The sequence below is a fragment of the Pseudomonas sp. YuFO8 genome, assembly GCF_035065025.1.
GTDB classification, from domain to species: Bacteria; Pseudomonadota; Gammaproteobacteria; order Pseudomonadales; family Pseudomonadaceae; genus Aquipseudomonas; species Aquipseudomonas putida_AE.
The window spans coordinates 18341-40464 of sequence record NZ_JAXDEQ010000046.1 but is presented as its reverse complement, the minus strand read 5'-3'; the positions used below and the strand labels follow the sequence as shown (position 1 = coordinate 40464).

General features: G+C 60.9%; 18 protein-coding genes. 11 read left to right on the top strand and 7 right to left on the bottom strand.

What is annotated here, in order from left to right:
* Positions 1 to 67: 67 nt before the first annotated feature.
* A complete protein-coding gene (locus SOP95_RS27300) occupies positions 68 to 505 on the bottom strand; it encodes a hypothetical protein (protein WP_274077088.1) in 438 nt (145 codons plus the stop codon).
* Between the two features lie 104 nt (positions 506 to 609).
* Here SOP95_RS27300 and SOP95_RS27295 point away from each other — a divergent pair, with 104 nt between their 5' ends.
* Positions 610 to 1050, top strand: a complete 441-nt coding sequence (locus tag SOP95_RS27295; protein ID WP_274077089.1) for a universal stress protein — start codon at positions 610 to 612, stop codon at positions 1048 to 1050.
* A gap of 147 nt (positions 1051 to 1197) precedes the next feature.
* Here the strand turns inward: SOP95_RS27295 and SOP95_RS27290 are convergent, their stop codons facing one another.
* A complete protein-coding gene (locus SOP95_RS27290) occupies positions 1198 to 3117 on the bottom strand; it encodes an ATP-binding cassette domain-containing protein (RefSeq protein ID WP_274077090.1) in 1920 nt (639 codons plus the stop codon).
* 213 nt (positions 3118 to 3330) lie between these two features.
* Here SOP95_RS27290 and SOP95_RS27285 point away from each other — a divergent pair, with 213 nt between their 5' ends.
* Complete coding sequence (locus SOP95_RS27285) at positions 3331 to 5259, top strand: transglycosylase SLT domain-containing protein (RefSeq protein ID WP_323608958.1); 1929 nt, start codon at positions 3331 to 3333, stop codon at positions 5257 to 5259.
* A gap of 109 nt (positions 5260 to 5368) precedes the next feature.
* Here the strand turns inward: SOP95_RS27285 and SOP95_RS27280 are convergent, their stop codons facing one another.
* Together SOP95_RS27280 and SOP95_RS27275 are read right to left on the bottom strand one after the other, a co-directional pair.
* On the bottom strand, positions 5369 to 5827 hold the full coding sequence (locus SOP95_RS27280; protein WP_323608957.1) for an REP-associated tyrosine transposase: 459 nt from the start codon (positions 5825 to 5827) through the stop codon (positions 5369 to 5371).
* A 176-nt stretch (positions 5828 to 6003) separates the two neighbouring features.
* Positions 6004 to 7770, bottom strand: coding sequence for an ABC transporter transmembrane domain-containing protein (locus SOP95_RS27275; RefSeq protein WP_406592830.1), 1767 nt, complete (start codon positions 7768 to 7770; stop codon positions 6004 to 6006).
* A 259-nt stretch (positions 7771 to 8029) separates the two neighbouring features.
* Between SOP95_RS27275 and SOP95_RS27270 the strand changes: the two genes are divergently transcribed.
* Entirely contained in the window at positions 8030 to 8209 is a 180-nt protein-coding gene (locus SOP95_RS27270; protein ID WP_274077093.1) for a PA1571 family protein, read from the top strand.
* Positions 8210 to 8268: 59 nt separating this feature from the next.
* Here the strand turns inward: SOP95_RS27270 and pdxB are convergent, their stop codons facing one another.
* Positions 8269 to 9411: a 4-phosphoerythronate dehydrogenase PdxB gene (pdxB, locus tag SOP95_RS27265; RefSeq protein ID WP_323608956.1), complete on the bottom strand. Its 1143-nt coding sequence runs from the start codon at positions 9409 to 9411 to the stop codon at positions 8269 to 8271.
* 260 nt (positions 9412 to 9671) lie between these two features.
* Between pdxB and SOP95_RS27260 the strand changes: the two genes are divergently transcribed.
* The gene (locus tag SOP95_RS27260) at positions 9672 to 11075 is read left to right on the top strand and encodes an MATE family efflux transporter (protein WP_323608955.1); all 1404 of its coding nucleotides are present in this window, start codon (positions 9672 to 9674) and stop codon (positions 11073 to 11075) included.
* A gap of 108 nt (positions 11076 to 11183) precedes the next feature.
* Here the strand turns inward: SOP95_RS27260 and tusA are convergent, their stop codons facing one another.
* Positions 11184 to 11435, bottom strand: coding sequence for a sulfurtransferase TusA (tusA, locus tag SOP95_RS27255; RefSeq protein ID WP_274077684.1), 252 nt, complete (start codon positions 11433 to 11435; stop codon positions 11184 to 11186).
* A gap of 196 nt (positions 11436 to 11631) precedes the next feature.
* On the bottom strand, positions 11632 to 12705 hold the full coding sequence (rlmM, locus tag SOP95_RS27250) for a 23S rRNA (cytidine(2498)-2'-O)-methyltransferase RlmM (RefSeq protein WP_323608954.1): 1074 nt from the start codon (positions 12703 to 12705) through the stop codon (positions 11632 to 11634).
* Between the two features lie 222 nt (positions 12706 to 12927).
* Between rlmM and acnA the strand changes: the two genes are divergently transcribed.
* The 7 genes from acnA to SOP95_RS27215 all read left to right on the top strand — a co-directional run bounded on the left by acnA (position 12928) and on the right by SOP95_RS27215 (position 22118).
* A complete protein-coding gene (gene acnA, locus SOP95_RS27245) occupies positions 12928 to 15669 on the top strand; it encodes an aconitate hydratase AcnA (RefSeq protein ID WP_323608952.1) in 2742 nt (913 codons plus the stop codon).
* A gap of 874 nt (positions 15670 to 16543) precedes the next feature.
* Complete coding sequence (locus SOP95_RS27240; protein WP_323608951.1) at positions 16544 to 16807, top strand: hypothetical protein; 264 nt, start codon at positions 16544 to 16546, stop codon at positions 16805 to 16807.
* Positions 16808 to 17390: 583 nt separating this feature from the next.
* Positions 17391 to 18182: a CPBP family intramembrane glutamic endopeptidase gene (locus tag SOP95_RS27235; RefSeq protein ID WP_323608950.1), complete on the top strand. Its 792-nt coding sequence runs from the start codon at positions 17391 to 17393 to the stop codon at positions 18180 to 18182.
* Between the two features lie 322 nt (positions 18183 to 18504).
* Positions 18505 to 19206, top strand: a complete 702-nt coding sequence (locus tag SOP95_RS27230) for an ABC transporter permease (RefSeq protein WP_323608949.1) — start codon at positions 18505 to 18507, stop codon at positions 19204 to 19206.
* Between the two features lie 13 nt (positions 19207 to 19219).
* Positions 19220 to 19873, top strand: a complete 654-nt coding sequence (locus SOP95_RS27225) for an ABC transporter ATP-binding protein (protein WP_323608948.1) — start codon at positions 19220 to 19222, stop codon at positions 19871 to 19873.
* Positions 19874 to 19927: 54 nt separating this feature from the next.
* Positions 19928 to 21034, top strand: coding sequence for an ABC transporter permease (locus tag SOP95_RS27220; protein WP_323608947.1), 1107 nt, complete (start codon positions 19928 to 19930; stop codon positions 21032 to 21034).
* Positions 21027 to 22118 carry a polysaccharide biosynthesis/export family protein gene (locus SOP95_RS27215; protein WP_323608945.1) on the top strand — a complete coding sequence of 364 codons (1092 nt, stop codon included), beginning with the start codon at positions 21027 to 21029 and terminating at the stop codon, positions 22116 to 22118. Before SOP95_RS27220 ends, SOP95_RS27215 begins: the two co-directional genes overlap by 8 nt.
* Positions 22119 to 22124 lie beyond the last annotated feature (6 nt).

Sequence of the window (22124 nt, the reverse complement as noted above, 5' to 3'; positions counted from 1 at the left end):
GTGTCAGGTTTCAAACGTCATCGTTGACGTCCATCGCTGGCAAGCCAGCTCCTACAAGGGTGGGGGTTCAGGCGAGGGCTTTGAGGGTGGCGTCGATGTGCTGCAGGACCTCGGCCTCGCCCTTCTCGCCCCAATACAGGGTGATCATTTGCTTGTCGGCCTCGACCTTGTAGACGTTGGCCGGCAATTTTTCGAAATGATTGAGCAGCGCGGGATCTTCGCAGGGCTCCTGCCACTGGTTGACCCACAGCCCCGGTGATTTTTGCCAGTAACTCCAGCACGCCGGCTGATTGCCCCGGCGTGGTCGATGGTACTGCGCACAAGGGTTTGGCGGCTCCTGGGCGAGCCAGTGCGGCCACTCCTGTGGCGCCAGCTGCATGGCCAGGCCAATGCGTCGCGCCTCCATGCGCAGGGCCATGCGACCGCTCTGATGGCGCGAGGGTCGCAGCCATGCCAGTGGACTGAGTACCACCAGCAGGATTGACACCACTATCCAGACCGTCATATCTGTACTCCCGATTCTTGATGAGCGCATTGAGTCACTTTGGAACCAATGCGCTTGAAACCAGCCATACTTACCAATATTGCAATCCTCAGGAGGAGCACCTCATGCCCTACAACCACATCCTGGTCGCTGTAGATCTGACCGAAGAGTGCGACCCTGTCATCCACCGTGCTCGCGAGCTGTCGGTGAGCAATGGGGCGAAATTGTCCCTGGTGCATATCGTCGAGCCAATGGCCATGGCCTTTGGTGGCGATGTGCCAATGGACCTGTCACAACTGCAACAGCAGCAGTTCGACCAGGCCAAGGAGCGTCTCGATCGCTTGATCCTGAAATACCCTGAGCTCTCCAGGGAATACAGCCACCTGACCTACGGCCAGCCACGCCAGGAGATTCACCACCTGGCCAAGGAGCAAGGGTGCGACATGATCGTGGTCGGCAGTCACGGCCGCCATGGCCTGGCACTGCTGCTGGGCTCCACCGCCAACGACGTCCTGCACGGCGCGCCTTGCGATGTGCTGGCAGTGCGCCTGCAAAACAAAAGCTAAAGCAAACCCGTGTAGGAGCTGCCGCAGGCTGCGATCTTTTGACTTTGATGTTTAAAAACAAGATCAAAAGATCGCAGCCTTCGGCAGCTCCACAAAAAGCCCGACACTCGCATTACCGAGGTCGGGCTTTTTTTGTTACAGGATCAATCAGGCATCCAGTTCGGCCCAGCGCTCGACCATGATGTCGAGTTCAGCCTGCAACTGCGCCAGCTGGGCGATCACCGCAGCGGTTTCCGCAGCCGGACGCAGGTAGAAGCCGGCATCGGCCATCTGCGCCTCGACGGCAGCGATCTGCTGCTCCATGGCTTCGATCTGCCCCGGCAACGCTTCCAGCTCACGTTGCAGCTTGTAGCTGAGCTTCTTCTTCGCGACCGGTGCTTCGGCTGCTGCCGCGACGGGTGCAGGCTCGGCCTTGACCACGGCGGAGTTCAGGTCGGCCTTGCCGGACTTGCTCTCGGTCACGCCCAGCAGGCGCGGTGAACCACCCTGGCGCAGCCAGTCCTGGTAACCACCGACGTATTCGCGAACCAGACCTTCACCTTCGAACACCAGGGTGCTGGTCACCACGTTGTCGAGGAATGCCCGGTCGTGGCTGACCATCAGCACGGTGCCGTTGAAGGTCAGCAAGACCTCTTCGAGCAGCTCGAGGGTTTCCACGTCGAGGTCGTTGGTCGGTTCGTCGAGGACCAGCAGGTTCGCCGGCTTGCTGAACAGCTTGGCCAGCAACAGACGGGCACGCTCGCCACCGGACAGCGCCTTGACCGGCGTGCGGGCACGCTGCGGGCTGAACAGGAAGTCGCCGAGGTAGCTCAGCACGTGGCGGCTCTGGCCGTCGATATCGATGAAGTCGCGACCTTCGGCGACGTTGTCGATCACGGTCTTTTCCAGGTCCAACTGGTGGCGCAACTGGTCGAAGTAGGCGACGTCGATCCGGGTGCCCTCTTCCACCTTGCCGCTGGTGGGCTGCAGGCCACTGAGCATCAGCTTGAGCAGGGTGGTCTTGCCGGTACCGTTGGCGCCGAGCAGACCGATGCGGTCGCCGCGCTGCAACACCATCGAGAAATCCTTGATCAGGAACGGACCGCCCGGGTGAGCAAAGCTCACGTTCTCGAGCACCATCACCTGCTTGCCGGACTTGTCGGCGGTTTCCAGCTGGATGTTGGCCTTGCCGGTGCGCTCACGACGCTCGCTGCGCTCGACGCGCAGGGCCTTGAGGGCGCGGACGCGACCTTCGTTACGGGTACGACGGGCCTTGATGCCCTGGCGAATCCACACTTCTTCCTGGGCCAGACGCTTGTCGAACAGCGCGTTGGCGGTGGCTTCGGCGGCCAGCTCGGCTTCTTTATGCACCAGGAAACTGGCGTAATCGCCGTTCCAGTCGATCAGGCCACCGCGGTCCAGTTCGAGGATGCGGGTCGCCAGGTTCTGCAGGAAAGAACGGTCGTGCGTGATGAACAGCACGGCGCCCTGGAAATCCTTCAGCGCTTCTTCCAGCCAGGCGATGGCACCGATGTCCAGGTGGTTGGTCGGTTCGTCCAGCAGCAAAAGGTCCGGCTCGGACACCAGGGCCTGGGCCAGCAGCACACGACGACGCCAGCCACCGGACAATTCGGCGAGGGTCTTGTCGGCCGGCAACTGCAGGCGACTCAGGGTGCTGTCGACCAGGGTCTGCAAACGCCAGCCGTCGCGGGCTTCGAGGTCGTGCTGGACGTGCATCAGCTTGTCCAGGTCGGCATCGGTGACGCAGTTCTGGCTCAGGTGGTGATACTCGGCGAGCAACGCGCCGACACCGTCCAGGCCTTCGGCAACCACGTCGAACACTGTCCGCTCGTCGGCTACCGGCAATTCTTGCGGCAATTCGCCAATCTTGAGCCCGGGTGCGCGCCAAACCGAGCCGTCATCGGGCTTCTGGTCGCCCTTGACGAGCTTCATCATGCTGGACTTGCCAGTGCCGTTGCGGCCGATGATGCACACCCGCTCTCCACGGGCGATCTGCCAGGACACCTTGTCCAACAACGGCATAGCGCCGAAAGCAAGGGACACATCGCTGAATTTGAGCAGGGTCATGAGCTTCTCCAAAAACCGGGCGCGCATTCTACCTGAAACGGGACCCTAGCAGGCCGGCATTTTCACCTTGGTAGCACTCTGCAGCACAAATGTTGCGAACTGATGCAGACAGCCCGGCAAAGCTTTCGCCCATTGCTGGCAAAAGGCTAAGCTACGAATAATTCAGTGCGGGCGTCGCCAGCACTTGTCATGTTTTTTCTGTCCGGACGTCTCATGCGCAGTCGCCTTTTCAATCTTTTGTCCTGCTTTCTACTTTCTGCCGCTGCCGTTCAATCCGTCCAGGCGGTGGACCTGTCCACCCAACGCCAGTACTACGATGAAGCCAAGCGCGCCTTGGCCAAGGGCGACACCGGCCCGTATTTCCGTTACAGCCAGGCCCTGGCCGACTATCCGCTGGAACCCTACCTGGCCTACGACGAGCTGACCGCGCGCCTGAAGACCGCGAGCAATGCCGAGATCGAGAAATTCCTCGCCGAGCACGGTGACCTGCCCCAGGCCAACTGGATGAAGCTGCGCTGGTTGCGCTGGCTGGCCGAACGCGGCGATTGGGCGACGTTCGTCAAATATTACGACCCCAAGATGAATTTCACCGAACTGGACTGCCTGAACGCGCAGTACCAGATCAGCCACAACCAGAAGACCGAAGGCTACGCCAACGCCAACAAACTCTGGCTGACCGGCAAGACGCAACCGGCGGCGTGTGACGCGCTGTTCGGCATGTGGGCCGCCGAAGGCCAGCTCACCGAGCAGAAGCGCTGGGAACGCACCAAACTTGCCGCCCAGGCGCGCAACTACCCACTGGCCAACAGCCTGGTCAATGGCTTGACCACCCTCGCCCCACGTGGTCGCCTGCTGATCGATGTGGCACAGAAACCGGAGCTGCTCAATTCGCCGTCGCGCTTCACCCCGGCCGACGAACCGATGTCCGACGTGGTCAGCCTCGGCCTGCGCCGTCTGGCCCGCCAGGACCCGGACCGGGCCATGAGCCTGCTCGACGGTTATGCCAGCAGCATGCACTTCTCCCGCGACGAAAAAGTGGCGATCGCCCGGGAAATCGGCCTGACCCTCGCGAAACGCTTCGACAGCCGCGCGCTGGACATGATGACCAGGTACGACCCGGAGCTGCGCGACAACACGGTGTCTGAATGGCGCATGCGCCTGTTGCTGCGCCTGGCGCGCTGGGACGATGCCTACCAGCTGACGCGCCGCCTGCCCCAGGACCTGGCCACCGCCAACCGCTGGCGCTACTGGCAGGCCCGCAGCCTGGAACTGGCGCAACCGCAGAACCCCGAAGCGCAAACCCTCTACAAGAGCCTGGCGCGCGAGCGCGATTTCTATGGCTTCCTTGCCGCCGACCGTTCACAGTCGCCCTATTCGCTGAACAACAAACCGCTGGTGTTCAGCCAGGCGCTGATGAACAAGGTGCGCAACACCCCCGGCATTCGTCGCGCCCTGGAGTTCCATGCCCGCGGGCAGATCGTCGACGGTCGCCGCGAGTGGTATCACGTCAGCCGTCACTTCAGTCGCGACGAAATGGTCGCCCAGGCGAAACTGGCCTACGACCTGAAATGGTATTTCCCGGCGATTCGCACCATCAGCCAGGCGCAGTACTGGGACGACCTGGACATTCGCTTCCCGATGGCCCACCGCGAAACCCTGGTCCGCGAAGCGAAGATCCGCGGCCTGCATCCCAGCTGGGTATTTGCCATCACCCGCCAGGAAAGCGCCTTCATGGACGACGCCCGCTCCAGTGTCGGTGCCAGCGGCCTGATGCAATTGATGCCGGGAACGGCCAAGGAAACCGCACGCAAGTTCAGCATTCCGCTGGCCTCGCCGCAGCAAGTGTTCAACCCGGACAAGAACATCCAGCTCGGCGCGGCCTACCTGAGCCAGGTCCACAGCCAGTTCAACGGCAACCGCGTCCTCGCCTCCGCCGCCTACAACGCCGGCCCGGGCCGCGTGCGCCAGTGGCTGCGCGGCGCCGATCACCTGAGCTTCGACGTCTGGGTGGAAAGCATCCCATTCGACGAAACCCGCCAGTACGTGCAGAACGTGCTGTCGTATTCGGTGATCTACGGCCAGAAACTCAACTCACCGCAACCGCTGGTGGATTGGCATGAGCGGTATTTCGACGATCAGTGAGATCCGTTGATACAAGATCAAAAGATCGCAGCCTGCGGCAGCTCCTACAGGGTGTACACCCGCCCCACTGTAGGAGCTGCCGCAGGCTGCGATCTTTTGAATGTGATCCTCAAATCCAGTTGGCATCCCACAAGGGATAATCGCCAACCCTGGAAACCAATCCCGCCCGCAACGGATTCATGACGATATACCGCGCCGCCCCCTTGATATCCTCATCACGCCGTAACGCTCGATCGTAATACCCCCGCTGCCACAATCGCTGCTGCTCACCGCGCACCATATTGATCGAACGACTGCTTCTGGACTTGATGCGACACATCAACTCCGCCAGCGTCCCGTGTTTCAATTCAATCAGCCAATGCAGATGATCCGGCATCACGACCCAGGCCATGGAAGTAATCGCCGAGCTTTCATCAGCGCAGCGCAGTTGATCCACCAACAAACGACCCAAGCGCCAGTCAGCGAACACCGGCTGGCGCTGATGAGTGACTGCCGTCAGCAGATAGAGGCGACCCTGTTCAGAAAATCTGGACTTGCGCAGGCGACACCCTTTTGCGGCGATGGGCATTCCGTTGCCCTCCCTGAATATGAAGATTCCGCAAGGTTAGCCCACTGATGTGAGGCCGCTGATCTGCGCGATTTCTGCATATTTCAGAGCGCCGTTACTTGGTCGGTTACTTGGTCGGTTACTAGGTCGGTCGCCAGCTCACTGAATGCCGCCTTGCAGAATTCAGCAGCGGCGATTCACGCAGCCTCATGTCCATCACTGAACTGCAACGCCGCCAGCCGCGCATACAACGCATTGTTCGCAATCAGCGACTGATGCGTTCCCACCGCCACCAGCTTCCCTTGATCCATCACCGCAATACGATCGGCGTTTTTTACCGTGGCCAGGCGGTGGGCGATGACCAGGGTGGTGCGGTTTTTCATCAGGCTCGGTAATGCCTGCTGGATCAGGTGTTCGCTTTGGGCGTCGAGGGCGCTGGTGGCTTCGTCCAGGAGCAGGATGGGTGCATCCACCAGCAGCGCGCGGGCGATGGCCAGGCGCTGGCGCTGGCCGCCGGACAAGCCCAGGCCGCCGTCGCCCAGGTGGGTCTGGTAGCCGTTGGGCATGGCTTCGATGAAGTCGTGTGCGTAGGCGATTTTGGCCGCTTCTCGAACCTCCTCCGAAGTCGCGGTCGGGTTGCCGTAGCGCAGGTTGTCTTCGATGCTGCCGTAAAACAGCGCCGGGGTTTGCGAAACCAGGGCGAAGCAACGCCGCAGGTCCAGTGGATCGAGCTGGGTCAGGGGCACGCCATCGAGCAGGATGCGCCCTTCGCCGGGGTCGTAAAAGCGCAGCAGCAGGTCATACACCGTCGATTTGCCAGCCCCGGACGGCCCGACCAACGCCAGGGTCTCCCCGGCCTGGATGCTCAGGCTCAGGCCATCGACGGCGTAGCTTTCGGGGCGTGAGGGGTAGCAAAAGCGCACATCCTGCAACACCAGGTCGCCCCGCACCCGCTCGGGCAAGGTCACCAGGCCCGTGGTCGGTGGCTGGATGATGTTCTGCGCCCGCAGCAACTCGGCAATTCGCTCTGCCGCACCCGCCGCGCGCTGCAACTCGCCGATCACCTCACTCAAGGTGCCGAACGCACTGCCGACGATCAGGCTGTAGAAAACGAACGCCGCCAGCTCACCCGCGGAAATCCGCCCGGCAATCACGTCCATGCCGCCGACCCAAAGCATCACGCCGACGGCGCCCAATACCAGCACGATCACCAGGGTAATCAGCCAGGCCCGCTGGAAGATGCGCTTGCGCGCCGTGTCGAACGCCTCCTCCACGGTGACGGCGAAACGCTGCTCGTCCTGGGCCTGGTGGTTGTAGGCCTGCACGGTCTTGATCTGGCCCAGGGTCTCGGACACATAGCTGCCGATATCGGCAATCCGGTCCTGGCTCAGGCGCGACAGGCTGCGCACCCGCCGGCCGAAAATCAGGATCGGCGCAATCACCAACGGCAAGGCAATCACCACGATGCTGGTGAGCTTGGGATTGGTGACAAACAGCAGGACGATCCCGCCGATCACCATTAGCAAATTGCGCAGGAACAGCGACAGGGAAGAGCCGATCACCGATTGCAGCAGCGTGGTATCGGCGGTCAGCCGCGACTGGATCTCGGAGCTGCGGTTGTCCTCGTAGAACCCCGGGTGCAAGTAGACCAGATGATTGAACACCCGGCGACGGATGTCGGCGACGCAGCGCTCGCCGATCCACGACACCAGGTAAAACCTGGCGAAGGTGCCGACCGCCAGGCCGATCACCAGCAGCATGAACAAGCCGATGGACTGGTTGAGCAGATGCGGCGACTGGGTCATGAACCCTTGATCCACCAACAGGCGAATGCCCTGCCCCATGGACAAGGTAATGCCCGCCGTGACGACCAGCGCGAACAGGGCACCCAGCGCGTGCCAGCGATAAGGCGCGATGAAACGACTGGCCAGGCGAATCGCACGACGGTGACGAACAGTGAGCATTTGCATCATCCACAACGCAGTAATTGACAGGATCAGCGTACACCGACCCGAGGGTGGAACCTGTTGAATCAGAATGAGTCAGGTTAATTATGACCGTGAAGTCTAGTGCCTAGACGCTATTGGTCTAAAGTTGCGGTAGCCATGTCGGGATATTTCTGGTCGACTGGCGATGCCGTTCAGGAGCGATCGCAGGGAGTTGTCACAGCCTGGTCACCTGATGGTTTTAATCTAGGCACACAACCTGATGAGGAGACAGGCCATGTCCTTGCAACAACGCAGCGATGACAAGATTGAAGTGATCCGCACGCAGCCAGACCAGTCTCTGGGGTGCTCGATAATCGATGAACAGGGCCGCGAAGTACCGATCACTGAAAACATGATCCAGCACGCGTGCAGCGAACTGGAGAAGCGATTGGTCAAGCCTGCCGAACAAGAGTGATGTAGCCACCGTCTTCATTGACCCGGCCCATTTGGGCCGGGTTTTTTATTACCCGATTTTCAGATAGCCGTCGCGCCCAGAGCCGCCACGATCTGCCGCAACGCCGGCGCATCCCCATCAATGCGCACCTGCAACCCGTCGATCTCGCGTCGCGATGGATAGTTTTTGCGCAGCCCATCGAACGCCGCACGCTGCTCACTCACACTGCCCACAAGGCTGCGGCGAAAATCCGCATCGTCACGGCGCGGGTCGTACACCCCGCGGCACAACATCGCCAGGGCCCAGGCCGGGTCGGTGTCCGCACTCAACGTCACCTGCGACAGCCACGGGGCTGGCAGCAAGTCGGTCAGGCTGACCTGGGGCGCTTGCCCGAGGAACTCGCAGTACGCCTGATAGATCTGCGCCGTTCCGCGTTGCTTGCCATCGAGGCTGTAGCCGGCAATGTGCGGCGTGGCCAGCACGCAGAGTTCGGCCAAGGCCACGTCGACTTCGGGCTCGGCCTCCCAGACATCGAGTACCGCCTGCAGGTCTTCGCGCTGCAGCAGCACCTGGCGCAAGGCGCGATTGTCCACCACCGGGCCACGGCTGGCGTTGATCAGCCAGGTGCCGGGCTTGAGCTGGTTCAAGCGTTTTTCATCGAGCAGATGCCAGGTCGGCTGGTCACCCTGCCGGGTCAATGGTGTGTGCAGGCTGATCACGTCGCACTGCTCGATGATCTGCTCAAGGCTGACGTAATCGCCCCCTTCAGCGGCCTGGCGTGGCGGATCGCAGACCAGCACCTTCCAGCCCAGGCCCTGCAGGACCTTGACCAATCGTCCACCCACCTCACCAGCCCCCACAACACCGTAAGTGCGTTGAGTCAGGTCGGCGCCTTCGATTTCAGCCAGGGTCAGCAAGCTGCCAAGCACGTAGTCGACCACGCCCCGGGCGTTGCAGCCCGGCGCGCTGGACCAGGTGATGCCGGCCTGTTGAAAGTAATCCAGATCCAGGTGATCGGTGCCGATGGTGCAGGTGCCGACGAAGCGCACCTTGCTGCCTTCCAGCAACGCACGGTCGACGCGGGTGACCGAGCGCACCAGCAACACATCGGCCTGCTCGACCGTGGCGCGGTCGATGGAGCGCCCCGGCACCCGGCGGATTTCACCGAAATGTTCAAAGAAGGCGTCTAGCAGGGGGATATTTTCGTCGGCAACAATCAGCATGTCAGGCTCCTTTGGCGGATCGGCAGTGTAGGCGTAGTTGACGTGTTGCGCCTAGCATCGATGCCCCTGTAGGAACGAGCTTGCTCGCGAAAAACCTGAGAACGCCGCGTTTATTCAGGCAGCCCTCGTCATCGTTGACCTCCATCGCGAGCAAGCTCGCTCCCACAGGATTACAAATCCCCAACACAGTCTTTTCCTGACCGCTGCGTCAATCTGTAGAATGCGCACCCGCGCAGCCAACATATTTGGACGTTTTGCCCTTGAACTCCGTGACCGACCACACCACCAGCCCTTCCCTCTCCCGCCCCGCCCGGGTCCGCCTGGAGCTGAAAAACCTGCTCGGCCTGGCCCTGCCGATCATGATCGCGCAACTGGCCACCACGGCGATGGGCTTCGTCGATGCGGTGATGGCCGGCCGGGTCGGGCCGCGCGACCTGGCGGCGGTGGCGCTGGGCAACTCGATCTGGGTGCCGGTGTTCCTGCTGATGACCGGCACGTTGCTGGCCACCACGCCGAAAGTCGCCCAGCGCTTCGGTGCCGGCACCCACAGCGAGATCGGCCCGATCGTGCGCCAGGCGCTGTGGCTGGCCCTGGTGGTGGGCCTGATCGCCACTGGCCTGCTGCTGGGTGCCGAACCGGTCTTGCACGTGATGAAGGTCGATCCCGAACTGATCGGCCCCTGCATGCAGTACCTGCACGGCATCGCCAGTGGCCTGCCGGCGGTCGCTATCTACCATGTGCTGCGCTGCTTCAGTGACGGCCTGGGGCGCACCCGTCCGGCGATGGTGCTGGGCCTGTGCGGCCTGGCGCTGAACATTCCGCTGAACTACGTGTTCATCTATGGCCACTTCGGCGTGCCGGCCATGGGCGGCGTCGGTTGCGGCTGGGCCACGGCGATCGTGATGTGGGTGATGGCCCTGGGCATGGCCGGCTGGGAGCGCTGGGCGCCGGCGTATCAATCGAGCCAGCTGTTCAGCCGTTTCGACTGGCCGCAATGGTCGGTGATCAAGCGCCTGCTGGGCATCGGCCTGCCCATCGGTATTGCCGTGTTCGCCGAGTCGAGCATCTTCGCGGTGATCGCCCTGCTGATCGGCAGCCTCGGCGCCACCGTGGTCGCCGGGCACCAGATCGCCCTGAACTTCAGCTCGCTGGTGTTCATGATCCCCTACTCCCTGGGCATGGCTGTGACCGTGCGCGTCGGCCAGGCGCTGGGGCGCGAGCAACCCCGGGAAGCGCGCTTCGCCGCGGGCGTCGGCATGGGCACGGCGCTGGCGTATGCCTGTCTCTCGGCGAGTTTGATGCTGTTGCTGCGTGAGCACATCGCAACCATCTACACGGCGGACCCGACGGTGATCCGGGTGGCGGCGATGTTGATCGTGTATTCAGCGCTGTTCCAGTTTTCCGATGCGATCCAGGTCACGGCGGCCGGTGCGTTGCGCGGCTATCAGGACACCCGGGTGACGATGATCCTGACGCTGTTCGCCTACTGGGGCATCGGCCTGCCAGTGGGCTACACCCTCGGCCTGACCGACTGGTTCGGCACGCCAAGCGGCCCGAGCGGGCTGTGGCAGGGTTTGATCGTCGGCCTGAGCTGCGCGGCGCTGATGCTGTCGATCCGCCTGACGCGCAGTGCGCGCAAGCGTATTCGCAACAGCCAGGGTTGAACCTGTGGGAGCCAGCCTGCTGGCGATTGCGGTGGTTCAGTCAACAATGATGTCGAGTTTGAGTCAGCCATCGCCAGCAGGCTGGCTCCCACATTTGTTCTGTACAGGTTAATCCGACTTCTTGCGGATCCAGTAGAGGTAGGTGCCGGCATCTTCATGCTGCCCCACCAGCTCATGGTCGAGAAACACGCAGAACTTGGGGATATCGCGGCGGGTCGACGGATCGGTGGCGATCACCTTGAGCAGGCCGCCGGGCACCAGGTCACGGATGTGCTGGTGCAGCATCATCACCGGCTCCGGGCAGTTGAGGCCGGTGGCATCGAGGGTGCCGTCTACCGGCGTATCAAGCAATTCACTCATGATTCACTCCTGAAACTTGCCGGCATTGTCGCCCATTGCCGGGTGTTCGGTCATCTGTGGCATTACGCCGCCCTTGTGGAATTACCACGGTCCTGTGGGAGCGGGCTTGCTCGCGAAAGCGGTGTGTCACCAGCGTTGATGTCGACTGACACGACGCCTTCGCGAGCAAGCCCGCTCCCACATGGGGCCGTTCGTCTCAGCGGGACTTGGTTTTCTTCACGTCCAGGCGGCGCAGGTGGCAGGTCACTTCCTCACGGTCGTGGTACAGCTGTTTGCAGCCGATCTCGACCTTGATCCCCCGCGCCTTGAAACCATCGGCAATACGCTCCAGCAAACGCTTCACCTCGGCATACCGCTGCTTCATCGGCAACTTGAGGTTGACCACCGCCTCGCGGCAATGCCCCTCGCCGATCCACTCCTCCAGCATCGCCGCGTTACGAGCCGGTTTCTCGACAATGTCGCACACCATCCAGTCCACCGGCTGCTTGGGCTTGAAGGTGAAACCGTCGGCCATCAAATGCTGCACCAGGCCGGTGTCCATCAGGCTTTCAGCCATCGGGCCATTATCGATAGCGGTCACCAGCATGCCGCGGTTGACCAACTGCCAGGTCCAGCCGCCGGGCGCCGCGCCCAGGTCGACACCGGTCATGTCGCTGTGCAGGCGCTCGTCCCACTGGTCCCGCGGGATGAAATGGTGCCAGGCCTCTTCGAGCTTCAAGGTCGAACGGCTCGGCGCCTCGCGGGGGAATTTCAGGCGCGGAATGCCCATCGGCCACATCGCCGAGTTGTTCGACTCCGCCAGGCCAACGAACACTTCACGACCACTCTTGAACGTCAGCAACAAGCGCGGCTTGGTCGCATCGTCCACCAGCTTGCCGGCGCCGGTCAGCGCCTTGCGCAGCGGGCCTTCGAACTTCTTGCAGAAATTCGACAGCTCCTTGCCATCATTGGTGTCGACCACTTCCAGCCACAGGCTGCCGCAGGTCGGGAAATCCGCCAGGTGCGCGAGGATCACGCTGATGCGATCGCTCTCCGGCAGGTCGATGAAGATCCCCCGGGCCCACTGGCGCGGGAAGATCAGGTTGGTAAAACGCTGCCCGCGCATCAGGCGCTCGGCGCCGTCTTCCTCGGTGCAGACAAACTCGGCGCAGGCGCTGGCCGCCTTGGCCTTGGCATAACCGGCCACGTTCAGTTGTGCGGCGAGGTCGGAAATCTCGGAACAGACTTCACCTTCGAAGCCCGGCCGGCAATGCATGAAAAGGGTGTTCATTCTTACTCCTGGGCAGATGGCGAGACATTCAACCACTGCGCGATGCCCAGACTTGCGCTAACGCAAAGCCTGTCACGAAAACCGGCGCATGATAGCCGACTTCGGAACCTCGGACTTGCCCATAGAGTCCAGTTATTAGCCAGCTACTTAAAACAGGGCTAGGTTTAATGCTCTGCCCGTTCCCTCAGTCCGTACCCGTGCGGACTCCAAGGAGTGACCGTAATGCCGTCCCTCGATAGCCTGAAGACCCTTAAAACCCTGCAAGTCGACGACAAGACCTACCACTATTACAGCCTGCCGGAGGCCGCCAGGAGCCTCGGCGACCTCGACGCGCTGCCCATGTCGCTCAAGGTGCTGCTGGAAAACCTGCTGCGCTGGGAAGACGCCAAGACCGTCACCGGCGCCGACCTCAAGGCCATTGCCGCGTGGCTCAAGGAGCGCCGCTCCGACCGCGAGATCCAATACCGCCCGGCGCGGGTGCTGATGCAGGACTTCACCGGCGTGCCCGCCGTGGTCGACCTGGCCGCCATGCGCGCGGCCATGGCCAAGGCCGGCGGTGACCCGCAGCGCATCAACCCGCTGTCGCCGGTGGACCTGGTGATCGACCACTCGGTGATGGTCGATAAATTCGCCACCAGCAGCGCCTTCGAACAGAACGTCGACATCGAAATGCAGCGCAACGGCGAGCGATACGCCTTCCTGCGCTGGGGCCAGAGCGCCTTCGACAACTTCAGCGTGGTGCCGCCCGGCACCGGCATCTGTCACCAGGTCAACCTGGAATACCTGGGCCGCACCGTCTGGACCAAGGACGAAGACGGCCGCACCTACGCCTTCCCCGACACCCTGGTCGGCACCGACTCCCACACCACCATGATCAACGGCCTCGGCGTACTTGGCTGGGGCGTCGGCGGCATCGAAGCCGAAGCGGCGATGCTCGGCCAACCGGTGTCGATGCTGATTCCCGAAGTGATCGGCTTCAAGCTCACCGGCAAACTCAAGGAAGGCATCACCGCCACCGACCTGGTGCTGACCGTCACCCAGATGCTGCGCAAGAAAGGCGTTGTCGGCAAATTCGTCGAGTTCTACGGCGACGGCCTGGCCGACCTGCCCCTGGCCGACCGCGCGACCATCGCCAACATGGCGCCGGAATACGGCGCCACCTGCGGCTTCTTCCCGGTGGACGACGTGACCTTGAGCTACCTGCGCCTGTCCGGCCGCCCCGACGCCACGGTCAAACTGGTCGAGGCCTACAGCAAGGCCCAGGGCCTGTGGCGCCTGCCTGGCAAGGAACCGCAATTCACCAACAGCCTGGCCCTGGACCTGGCCAGCGTCGAAGCCAGCCTCGCCGGGCCCAAGCGCCCGCAAGACCGCGTCTCGCTGCCGAACGTCGCGCAAGCCTTCAGCGACTTCATCGGCCTGCAACTCAAACCCACCAGCAAGGAAGAAGGCCGCCTGGAAAGCGAAGGTGGTGGCGGCGTGGCGGTGGGCAATGCGGACATGGCCGGCGAAGTGGACTACGAATTCGAAGGCCAGACCATTCGCCTGAAAAACGGCGCGGTGGTGATCGCCGCCATCACCTCCTGCACCAACACCTCCAACCCGAGCGTGATGATGGCGGCCGGGCTGCTGGCGAAAAAAGCCGTGGAAAAAGGCCTGCGGCGCAAACCCTGGGTGAAAAGCTCGCTGGCCCCCGGCTCCAAAGTGGTTACCGACTACTACAAGGCCGCCGACCTGACGCAGTACCTCGACGCCCTGGGTTTTGCCCTGGTCGGTTATGGCTGCACCACCTGCATCGGCAACTCCGGGCCACTGCCGGAACCCATCGAAAAAGCCATCCAGAAAGCCGACCTGACCGTAGCCTCGGTGCTGTCGGGCAACCGCAACTTCGAGGGCCGAGTCCACCCGCTGGTGAAAACCAACTGGCTGGCCTCGCCACCGCTGGTGGTCGCCTATGCCCTGGCCGGCACCGTACGCATCGACCTCAGCCGCGAGCCCCTGGGCGAAGACCAGAACGGCCAGCCGGTGTACCTGCGCGACATCTGGCCCAGCAGCCAGGAAATCGCTGAGGCAGTCGAACGGGTCAACACCGCCATGTTCCACAAGGAATACGCCGAAGTGTTCGCCGGCGACGAACAATGGCAAGCCATCGAAGTGCCGCAAGCGGCCACCTACGTCTGGCAGGACGACTCGACCTACATCCAGCATCCACCGTTCTTCGACGATATCGGCGGCCCGCCACCGGTGGTCAAGGACGTCAGCAGCGCACGCATCCTCGCCCTGCTCGGCGACTCGGTGACCACCGACCACATCTCCCCCGCCGGCAACATCAAGGCCGACAGCCCCGCAGGCCAGTACCTGCGGGAAAAAGGCGTGGAACCGCGCGACTTCAACTCCTACGGCTCACGCCGCGGCAACCACCAGGTGATGATGCGCGGCACCTTCGCCAACATCCGCATTCGCAACGAAATGCTCCACGGCGAAGAAGGCGGCAACACCTACTACATCCCCACCGGCGAAAAACTGCCGATCTACGACGCCGCCATGCGCTACCAGGCCTCCGGCACCCCACTGGTGGTCATCGCCGGCCAGGAATACGGCACCGGCTCCAGCCGCGACTGGGCCGCCAAGGGCACCAACCTGCTGGGCATCAAGGCCGTCATCGCCGAAAGCTTCGAGCGCATCCACCGCTCCAACCTGGTGGGCATGGGCGTGCTACCGCTGCAGTTCAAACTCGACCAGAACCGCAAGAGCCTGAACCTGACCGGCCGGGAAACCCTGGACATCCTCGGCCTGACCGGCGCCGAACTGACCCCGCGGATGAACCTGACACTGGTCATCACCCGGGAGAATGGCAGCCGGGAAAAAATCGAAGTGTTGTGCAGGATTGATACGCTCAATGAGGTGGAGTACTTCAAGTCGGGAGGAATTTTGCACTACGTGTTGCGGCAGTTGATTGCGTCGTAAGCGCGGGATAACAAGTGTTGGTGCTTCAGGCGCCGTTACTTCGGTAACCGCGCCTGACGCCCTCACTTACAACCTGCCATCCAAGCACCTTGCCGGCGAAGGCGTCCTTACAACCAACTAATTACTTGCGAATGCACTCAATCCACTATGGGAGCCAGCCTGCTGGCGATAGCGCCCTAACAGCCCACCATTCCCTCGCGACTGCACCAAATCCCCTGCAGGAGCCGGCTTGCCAGCGATGGCGCCCTCAAAGCCGACCATTCCCTCACGACTGCACCCTACCCCCTGTAGGAGCTGGCTTGCCAGCGAAGGCGCCCTAACAGCCAACCATTCCCTCGCGACTGTACCCAAAACCACTGTAGGAGCTGGCTTGCCAGCGATGGCGCCCTCACAGCCAACCAATCGCCCCGGGATGCACCCGATCCACTGTGGGAGCCAGCCTGCTGGCGATAGCGCCCTCACAGCCGACCATTCCCTCACGACTGTACCCAACCCCCTGTAGGAGCTGGCTTGCCAGCGAAGGCGCCCACACAGCCAACCATTCCCTCGCGACTGTACCCAAAACCACTGTAGGAGCTGGCTTGCCAGCGAAGGCGCCCTCACAGCCGACCATTCCCTCGCGACTGTACCCAAAATCCACTGTAGGAGCTGGCTTGCCAGCGATGGCGCCCTGACAGCCGATGATTGTCTTCCAGGTGATCACCGCGAGTCAGAACGCCTGCGAGATTCACTGGACCGCCTGATATCTCAACCAAAAACGACTATCCAAGACCCAGCGCCCCATATTTACTCAAGAAACGAAATCCCCTGCCGATAGCCAGGGCAATACGCTGTGGTAGGGTATTTTAGAAATTTGTCGTTATGGGTTTAGCGTATGAAAGAGATTTATCTATTGATCGAGCACGGAATCGATCAAGGCGAAGTGTATGTTCTTGGTTGGTTCGACGATGAGAAAAAGGCGAAGGAAATCGCCGAAGAAAAAGAGTGGGAAGCGTATCGCGAAAGCTTGAAAACAGGACACGCCTGGTCAAATCACAAGCCGTTGGCGCCAGACCAAACCGAATACCGTCGATTCTGGATCAAAGAAGTTTCCAGGTTTGATTGCGTGCCTGTCCCAAGGTCCTCGGCCGTTCATTGAGCCTCGACCCTGTGCTGAGGCTCCTCAGCAGCACAGTTACCACGCTTGGCGAACATGCAAAAGCAAGGCGCCTACCGGCCGACCTGATTTCGAATGCATTCAGCCCCCTGTAGGAGCTGGCTTGCCAGCGAAGACGACCGCCCAGTCGACAGATCTGCCAACAGGCGCGCAGCTTTGAAGGGAATAGCACTACGCACAAAATTCCATATTTGCGGGGGAACCACATCCCTGTGCTCAGTGTTAGCGCTCTTGAAAGGACCAGTATCTGGTCAAACCGCAACTAGTACTCGGTGTCGCCTTCAATTTTGAAATGCATGATCCACCCCCTTAACGAAGTAACCAGGGTCATAAGAGGCATCAACATCACCAACGTCACAGAGATCACGGACCAACTTGTCATATGCTTCCCCTTTTTCCAGCAGGATTCGGCAGTGCACCCTTCCAACGAATGTCAGGTACCTTTAAACATAGTCACACACTCTGTTTTACGCACTAAAACACAGCACCACAATTGCAGACGCACGGCCATATCTGCCTAAATGCCCCACATTAAAGCGAGCTCACCTGAAACAAGGAAATGTTCATGCTCGTAATGCCCTGGCCATACCTGACACTCCTCTCTGCCGGCTATGTCCTGGCACTCACCTACGGGCAAATCACCGCCCAGGCGAGCATCGCCATTCTCCTGCTGCTACTCGCCGGATTCGCCGTCCAGCAACAACACATCCGCTACGGCCGCTATCTTGGCCACGCCCTGTTCATCCTCCTGGCCCTCACCCTGGCGCTGCATTGGTGGCCGGGATTTCACAGCGCCCGAATGATCGACCAGGAACGCTTCACCGAGAACGCCACGCCCTTCTCGATGAACCTCAATCTGGATAAACCGCTGATAGGTTTCTGGCTGCTGCTCATATGCCCATGGATCATCGGCCGCCACTCGGTGCTGCAAGCATTGAAGGCAGTTGCCCTGATCCTGAGCCTGACGGCAATCGTTACGCTGGGAAGCGCATGGCTTGTGGGGATAGTCGAGTGGGCACCGAAATGGCCTCCCCAGGCGTGGTTGTGGATAAACAACAACCTGTTGCTGGTGACATTGGTCGAAGAAGCGCTGTTTCGGGGTTACCTGCAAGGAGGCCTGAGCCGACGCTTCCAGCATCTGCCCTATGGCGAATATCTTGCACTGCTGATCGCCGCGCTTCTGTTCGGAATGGCCCATTGGGGCGCTGGCTGGCAATGGATTTTGCTGGCGACCCTGGCGGGCATTGGTTACGGACTGGCCTATCGATTCGGCGGACTGGCCGCCGCCATCGCCACCCACTTCGGTTTAAATCTGCTGCACTTTGGTTTATTCACTTACCCAATGATGGCCACCTGAGCCATCACTCATCGAGTTCTGACTAAAAGGTCAAATCTGTCAAAATGCCCTCCCCGATGGCAAATACAGCCGGTTATCGGTAGGGAACTATGCAGCTTGACTCCTGTCGGGCACAGCGTTTAACCTCCCGCCCCACGAATGGAATCAATCTGCCCTACATTGGCAGATAGTCTTCTGAAAATGAATTCAAGCAACGCGTTTATCGCGTTGTTGTGCTGTGCGGTAAATCATGTTGAAGCCCCGCTCCTCTCTGCAAATCAAAAAATCCGTCATTTTCGCCCTGGTTCTGCGCGAAGCGCGCGCGCGTATAGGTGCGAGCCGCATGGGTGCGGTGTGGACGCTACTTGAGCCGATTGCCCACCTATTGATCTTGAGTACGCTGTTCGCTCTGATTCGCGGCAGAACGGTAGCCGGACTCGAATTTCCCGTTTTCGTCCTGGTTGGACTCGCACCCTTCCTGCTGTTTCGCAACACAGCGTTGCGCTTGATGGACAGCCCCAGGGAAAACCGTTCGCTGTTTGCCTACAAACAGATCAAACCCCTCGACACTTTCATCGCCCGGGTCCTGGTGGAGTTCAGCATCTCCGCCCTCGTCTACGCCATCCTGGTGTTTGGCTTCGCCTGGTACGGCTTCGACATGTCGGTTAAAGCTCCTATCCAATGGGTACTGACTATCCTGCTGGGCCTGCTGTTTGCCTTCGGACTGGGGATGCTTCTGGCGTTGATTGCTCACGCGATTCCGGGCAGCAAGATATTCATCCGCATGATGTTTTTCCCGCTGTATTTCATTTCCGGCGTCCTGATACCCGCGGCCTACCTGCCTCACGCGATGCTGCCTCTGCTATTGCTCAACCCGTTCCTGCACTTGCTGGAACTGATCCGCGCCGAGATCTTCCCTTACTACGTGCCCGTCGATGGCGTCTCTCTTGAGTACGTAATCGCTGTCACCCTGGTTTTGTTGTTCGTATCGCTCGGCACATACCGGGTTCGTCGACTGCATTTGATCTCCACCAAGAACGGCTAACCGCAGGCTTACCGTGTTCGAGCTCAGAAATATCACCAAGTCTTACCTGACCCCCAAAGGGCGCCGCCATGTTTTCCGTGACCTCTCACTGAAGATCCCTGCCGACAAAAACATCGGCCTCATCGGCCGCAATGGCGCGGGTAAATCGACCCTGGTTCGCCTGTTGGGCGGCGCCGATGTGCCGGACTCCGGCACCATTGCCACCAACAAGAGCATTTCCTGGCCAGTCGGTTTGTCCGGTGGCTTCCAGGGCAGCATGACCGGCCGCGAGAACATCAAGTTCGTCAGCCGCGTCTACGGTGCGGTCGGCGACGCCATGCGTGCAAAGGTTGCCTACGTCGAAGACTTTGCCGAAATCGGCAGTTGGATCGATGAACCCGTCAAGACCTACTCCTCCGGCATGCGTTCGCGCCTGGCGTTCGGCCTGAGCATGGCCTTCGACTTTGACTACTACCTGATCGACGAAGTGATGTCGGTGGGTGATGCCCAGTTCAAGCGCAAATGCGCTGACGTGTTCGAAGAGCGCCTGAAGAAATCCAAAGTGGTGCTGGTTTCCCACAGCATGCCCGAAATCCAAAAGCTCTGTGACGTCGTGCTACTGGTGCGCGACGGCGGTGTCCAGATTTACGACGACGTCGCCGAAGGCATCAAGGCCTACAACACCTGACCACACACCCCCCCTTATATCGCAGCACCGTTCCACTTCAAGGATGCATCACATATGAGCAGTACGGGTAAACTCAAGGGCTGGCGCCTGGCAATTGGCCTGGTGGTTCTGCCACTGGCCTTGGCGGCCATCTATTACGGCATGTTCGCCATCGATCGATATGTCAGCTCCGCCCAGGTGGTGGTCCGCCAGGATGGCGGCAACCAGAGTGCCGCTATGCCCGGACTGGCCACCCTGCTGACCGGTACGAACCCGGCTTCCAGGGAGGAAACTTTGTACCTGCGGGAATACATCGTGTCGATGGACATGATGCTATTGCTGGAAGAACGCTTGCACTGGATCGAGCAATACGCCGCCCAGCGCAACGATATTTTCTTCTGGTTGAACAAAGACGCAGAGCGTGAAGACCTGCTCCAGTACTACCAGCGCATGGTTTCCGCCCACTACGACGAAACCACCGGTCTGCTTCGGGTCGAGGTACAAGCCTTTACCCCCGAACTGTCGGAGCAGATGCTGCGCGCCATCCTTGAAGCCAGCGAACACTTCGTCAACGAAGTCAGCCACAGCATTGCCCGCGAGCAGATGAATTTCGCCACTGGCGAGCTGCAAACGGCGCGCACCAACTACGCCGAACGTAAAACCGAACTGATCGACTTCCAGAATGACAACAAAGTCCTGGATGGCGGCAACACGGCCCAAAGCCGCGCCACCATCATTGCCGACCTCGAAGGCCAGTACACTAAAGAGCAGGCCGTGCTCACCGAAATGCTCTACAAGCTGCTGCCTGACTCGCCGCAGGTTAAACAGCAAAAGCAGAAGGTCAGTGCCATCACCCAGCAACTGGCCAAGGAAAAACGTCTGCTAGTTTCGTCCCCCGACGGCTCCCAGCTGAACGTTGTCGCCTCGCGCTTCCAACAGTTGACCCTAGACGCCGGCATCGCTGAAGAGAGCTATAAAACCGCAGTCGCCGCCCTCGACAATGCCCGTATTGAGGCCAGCAAGAAAATCCGCACCCTGGTCACCGTGGTCAGCCCGAACAGCCCCCAACTGGCCCTGTACCCAGAGCGTCTTTACAACCTGGCAACCATCTTGCTAGCCCTGCTCATGCTGTACGGCATAACCCGCTTCATCCTGGCTTCGATCGAGGATCACCGTGATTAAATCCCTTGTAGTCTCCCACAAGTTCAACCTGACACTGGCAGCATTGACCCTGGCAACCCTGGGTCTGGCCGGATGCGGCGGCACCTTGTCGGGCGCCGGCCCTTACAAGGGCGATATCGAAAGCAAAAACCAGCCGTACAACCTGGTCGAGATCAACGCCAGCACCATAGCGCCGTACATGCGCGGTGCAGTACGCCCGATGCAATCGAGCATCGCCAAGCCCGTCGCCCCCTCGGCGCGGCTGATGGCCGGTGACATTCTCAACGTGCTGATCACCGACAACGCACCTGAAGGCTCGGCGCTGTTCGCCCCGCTGTCCGCTGGTGGTACGCAGCTTAAGACTCGCATCGACGACCAAGGCATGATCTCCCTGCCCTACGTCGGCCGTCAGTTCGTCGCTGGCATGACGCTCAACGAAGTTGAGAACATGATCCGCAAACAGCTCAAAGGCGTGACCACCGACGTGCAGACCCACGTTGAACTGGTCGGTGACCTGTCGGGCTCGGTATTGGTAGCCGGTGCGGTCAAATCCCCTGGCCGCTTCAGCACCCTGCAAGGTCCACTGACGCTGCTGGATGCCGTCAACCAGGCTGGCGGTCCAGTCATGGAGCCCCATCTGGTCAACGTCACGGTGCGTACAGGCAGCCAGGTTCAGCAGTTCAACTATGAGGACGTATTGGCCGGCAACAACATGGTCCTGCGTCCTAACTCGGAAGTAGTGCTGGACCGTGCGCGTCAACGCTTCGTCGCCATGGGCGCGGTTGGCGAACCAGGCCTCAAAGACCTGCCAGCACAGAACACCAGCTTGCTTGATGCACTGGGCAGCGTCGGCGGACTACGAGAAGCCAACGCTAACCCGGAAGGCGTATTCGTGTTCCGCATGGGTGAAGGAACCAACCCGAAACCAACAGTCCTGCGCCTGGACATGCGTGATCCGGCAGCGGTTTTCTACGCCCGCCAGATCATGATCAAACCGGATGACACCATTTACGTGACCAACGCCGCGATTTACGAGTGGCAAAAAGTTATCTCGCCAATCGTACAGACCATGGTGTTGGGCCGCACGGTTGGCGCTTACAAGTAACCTTTG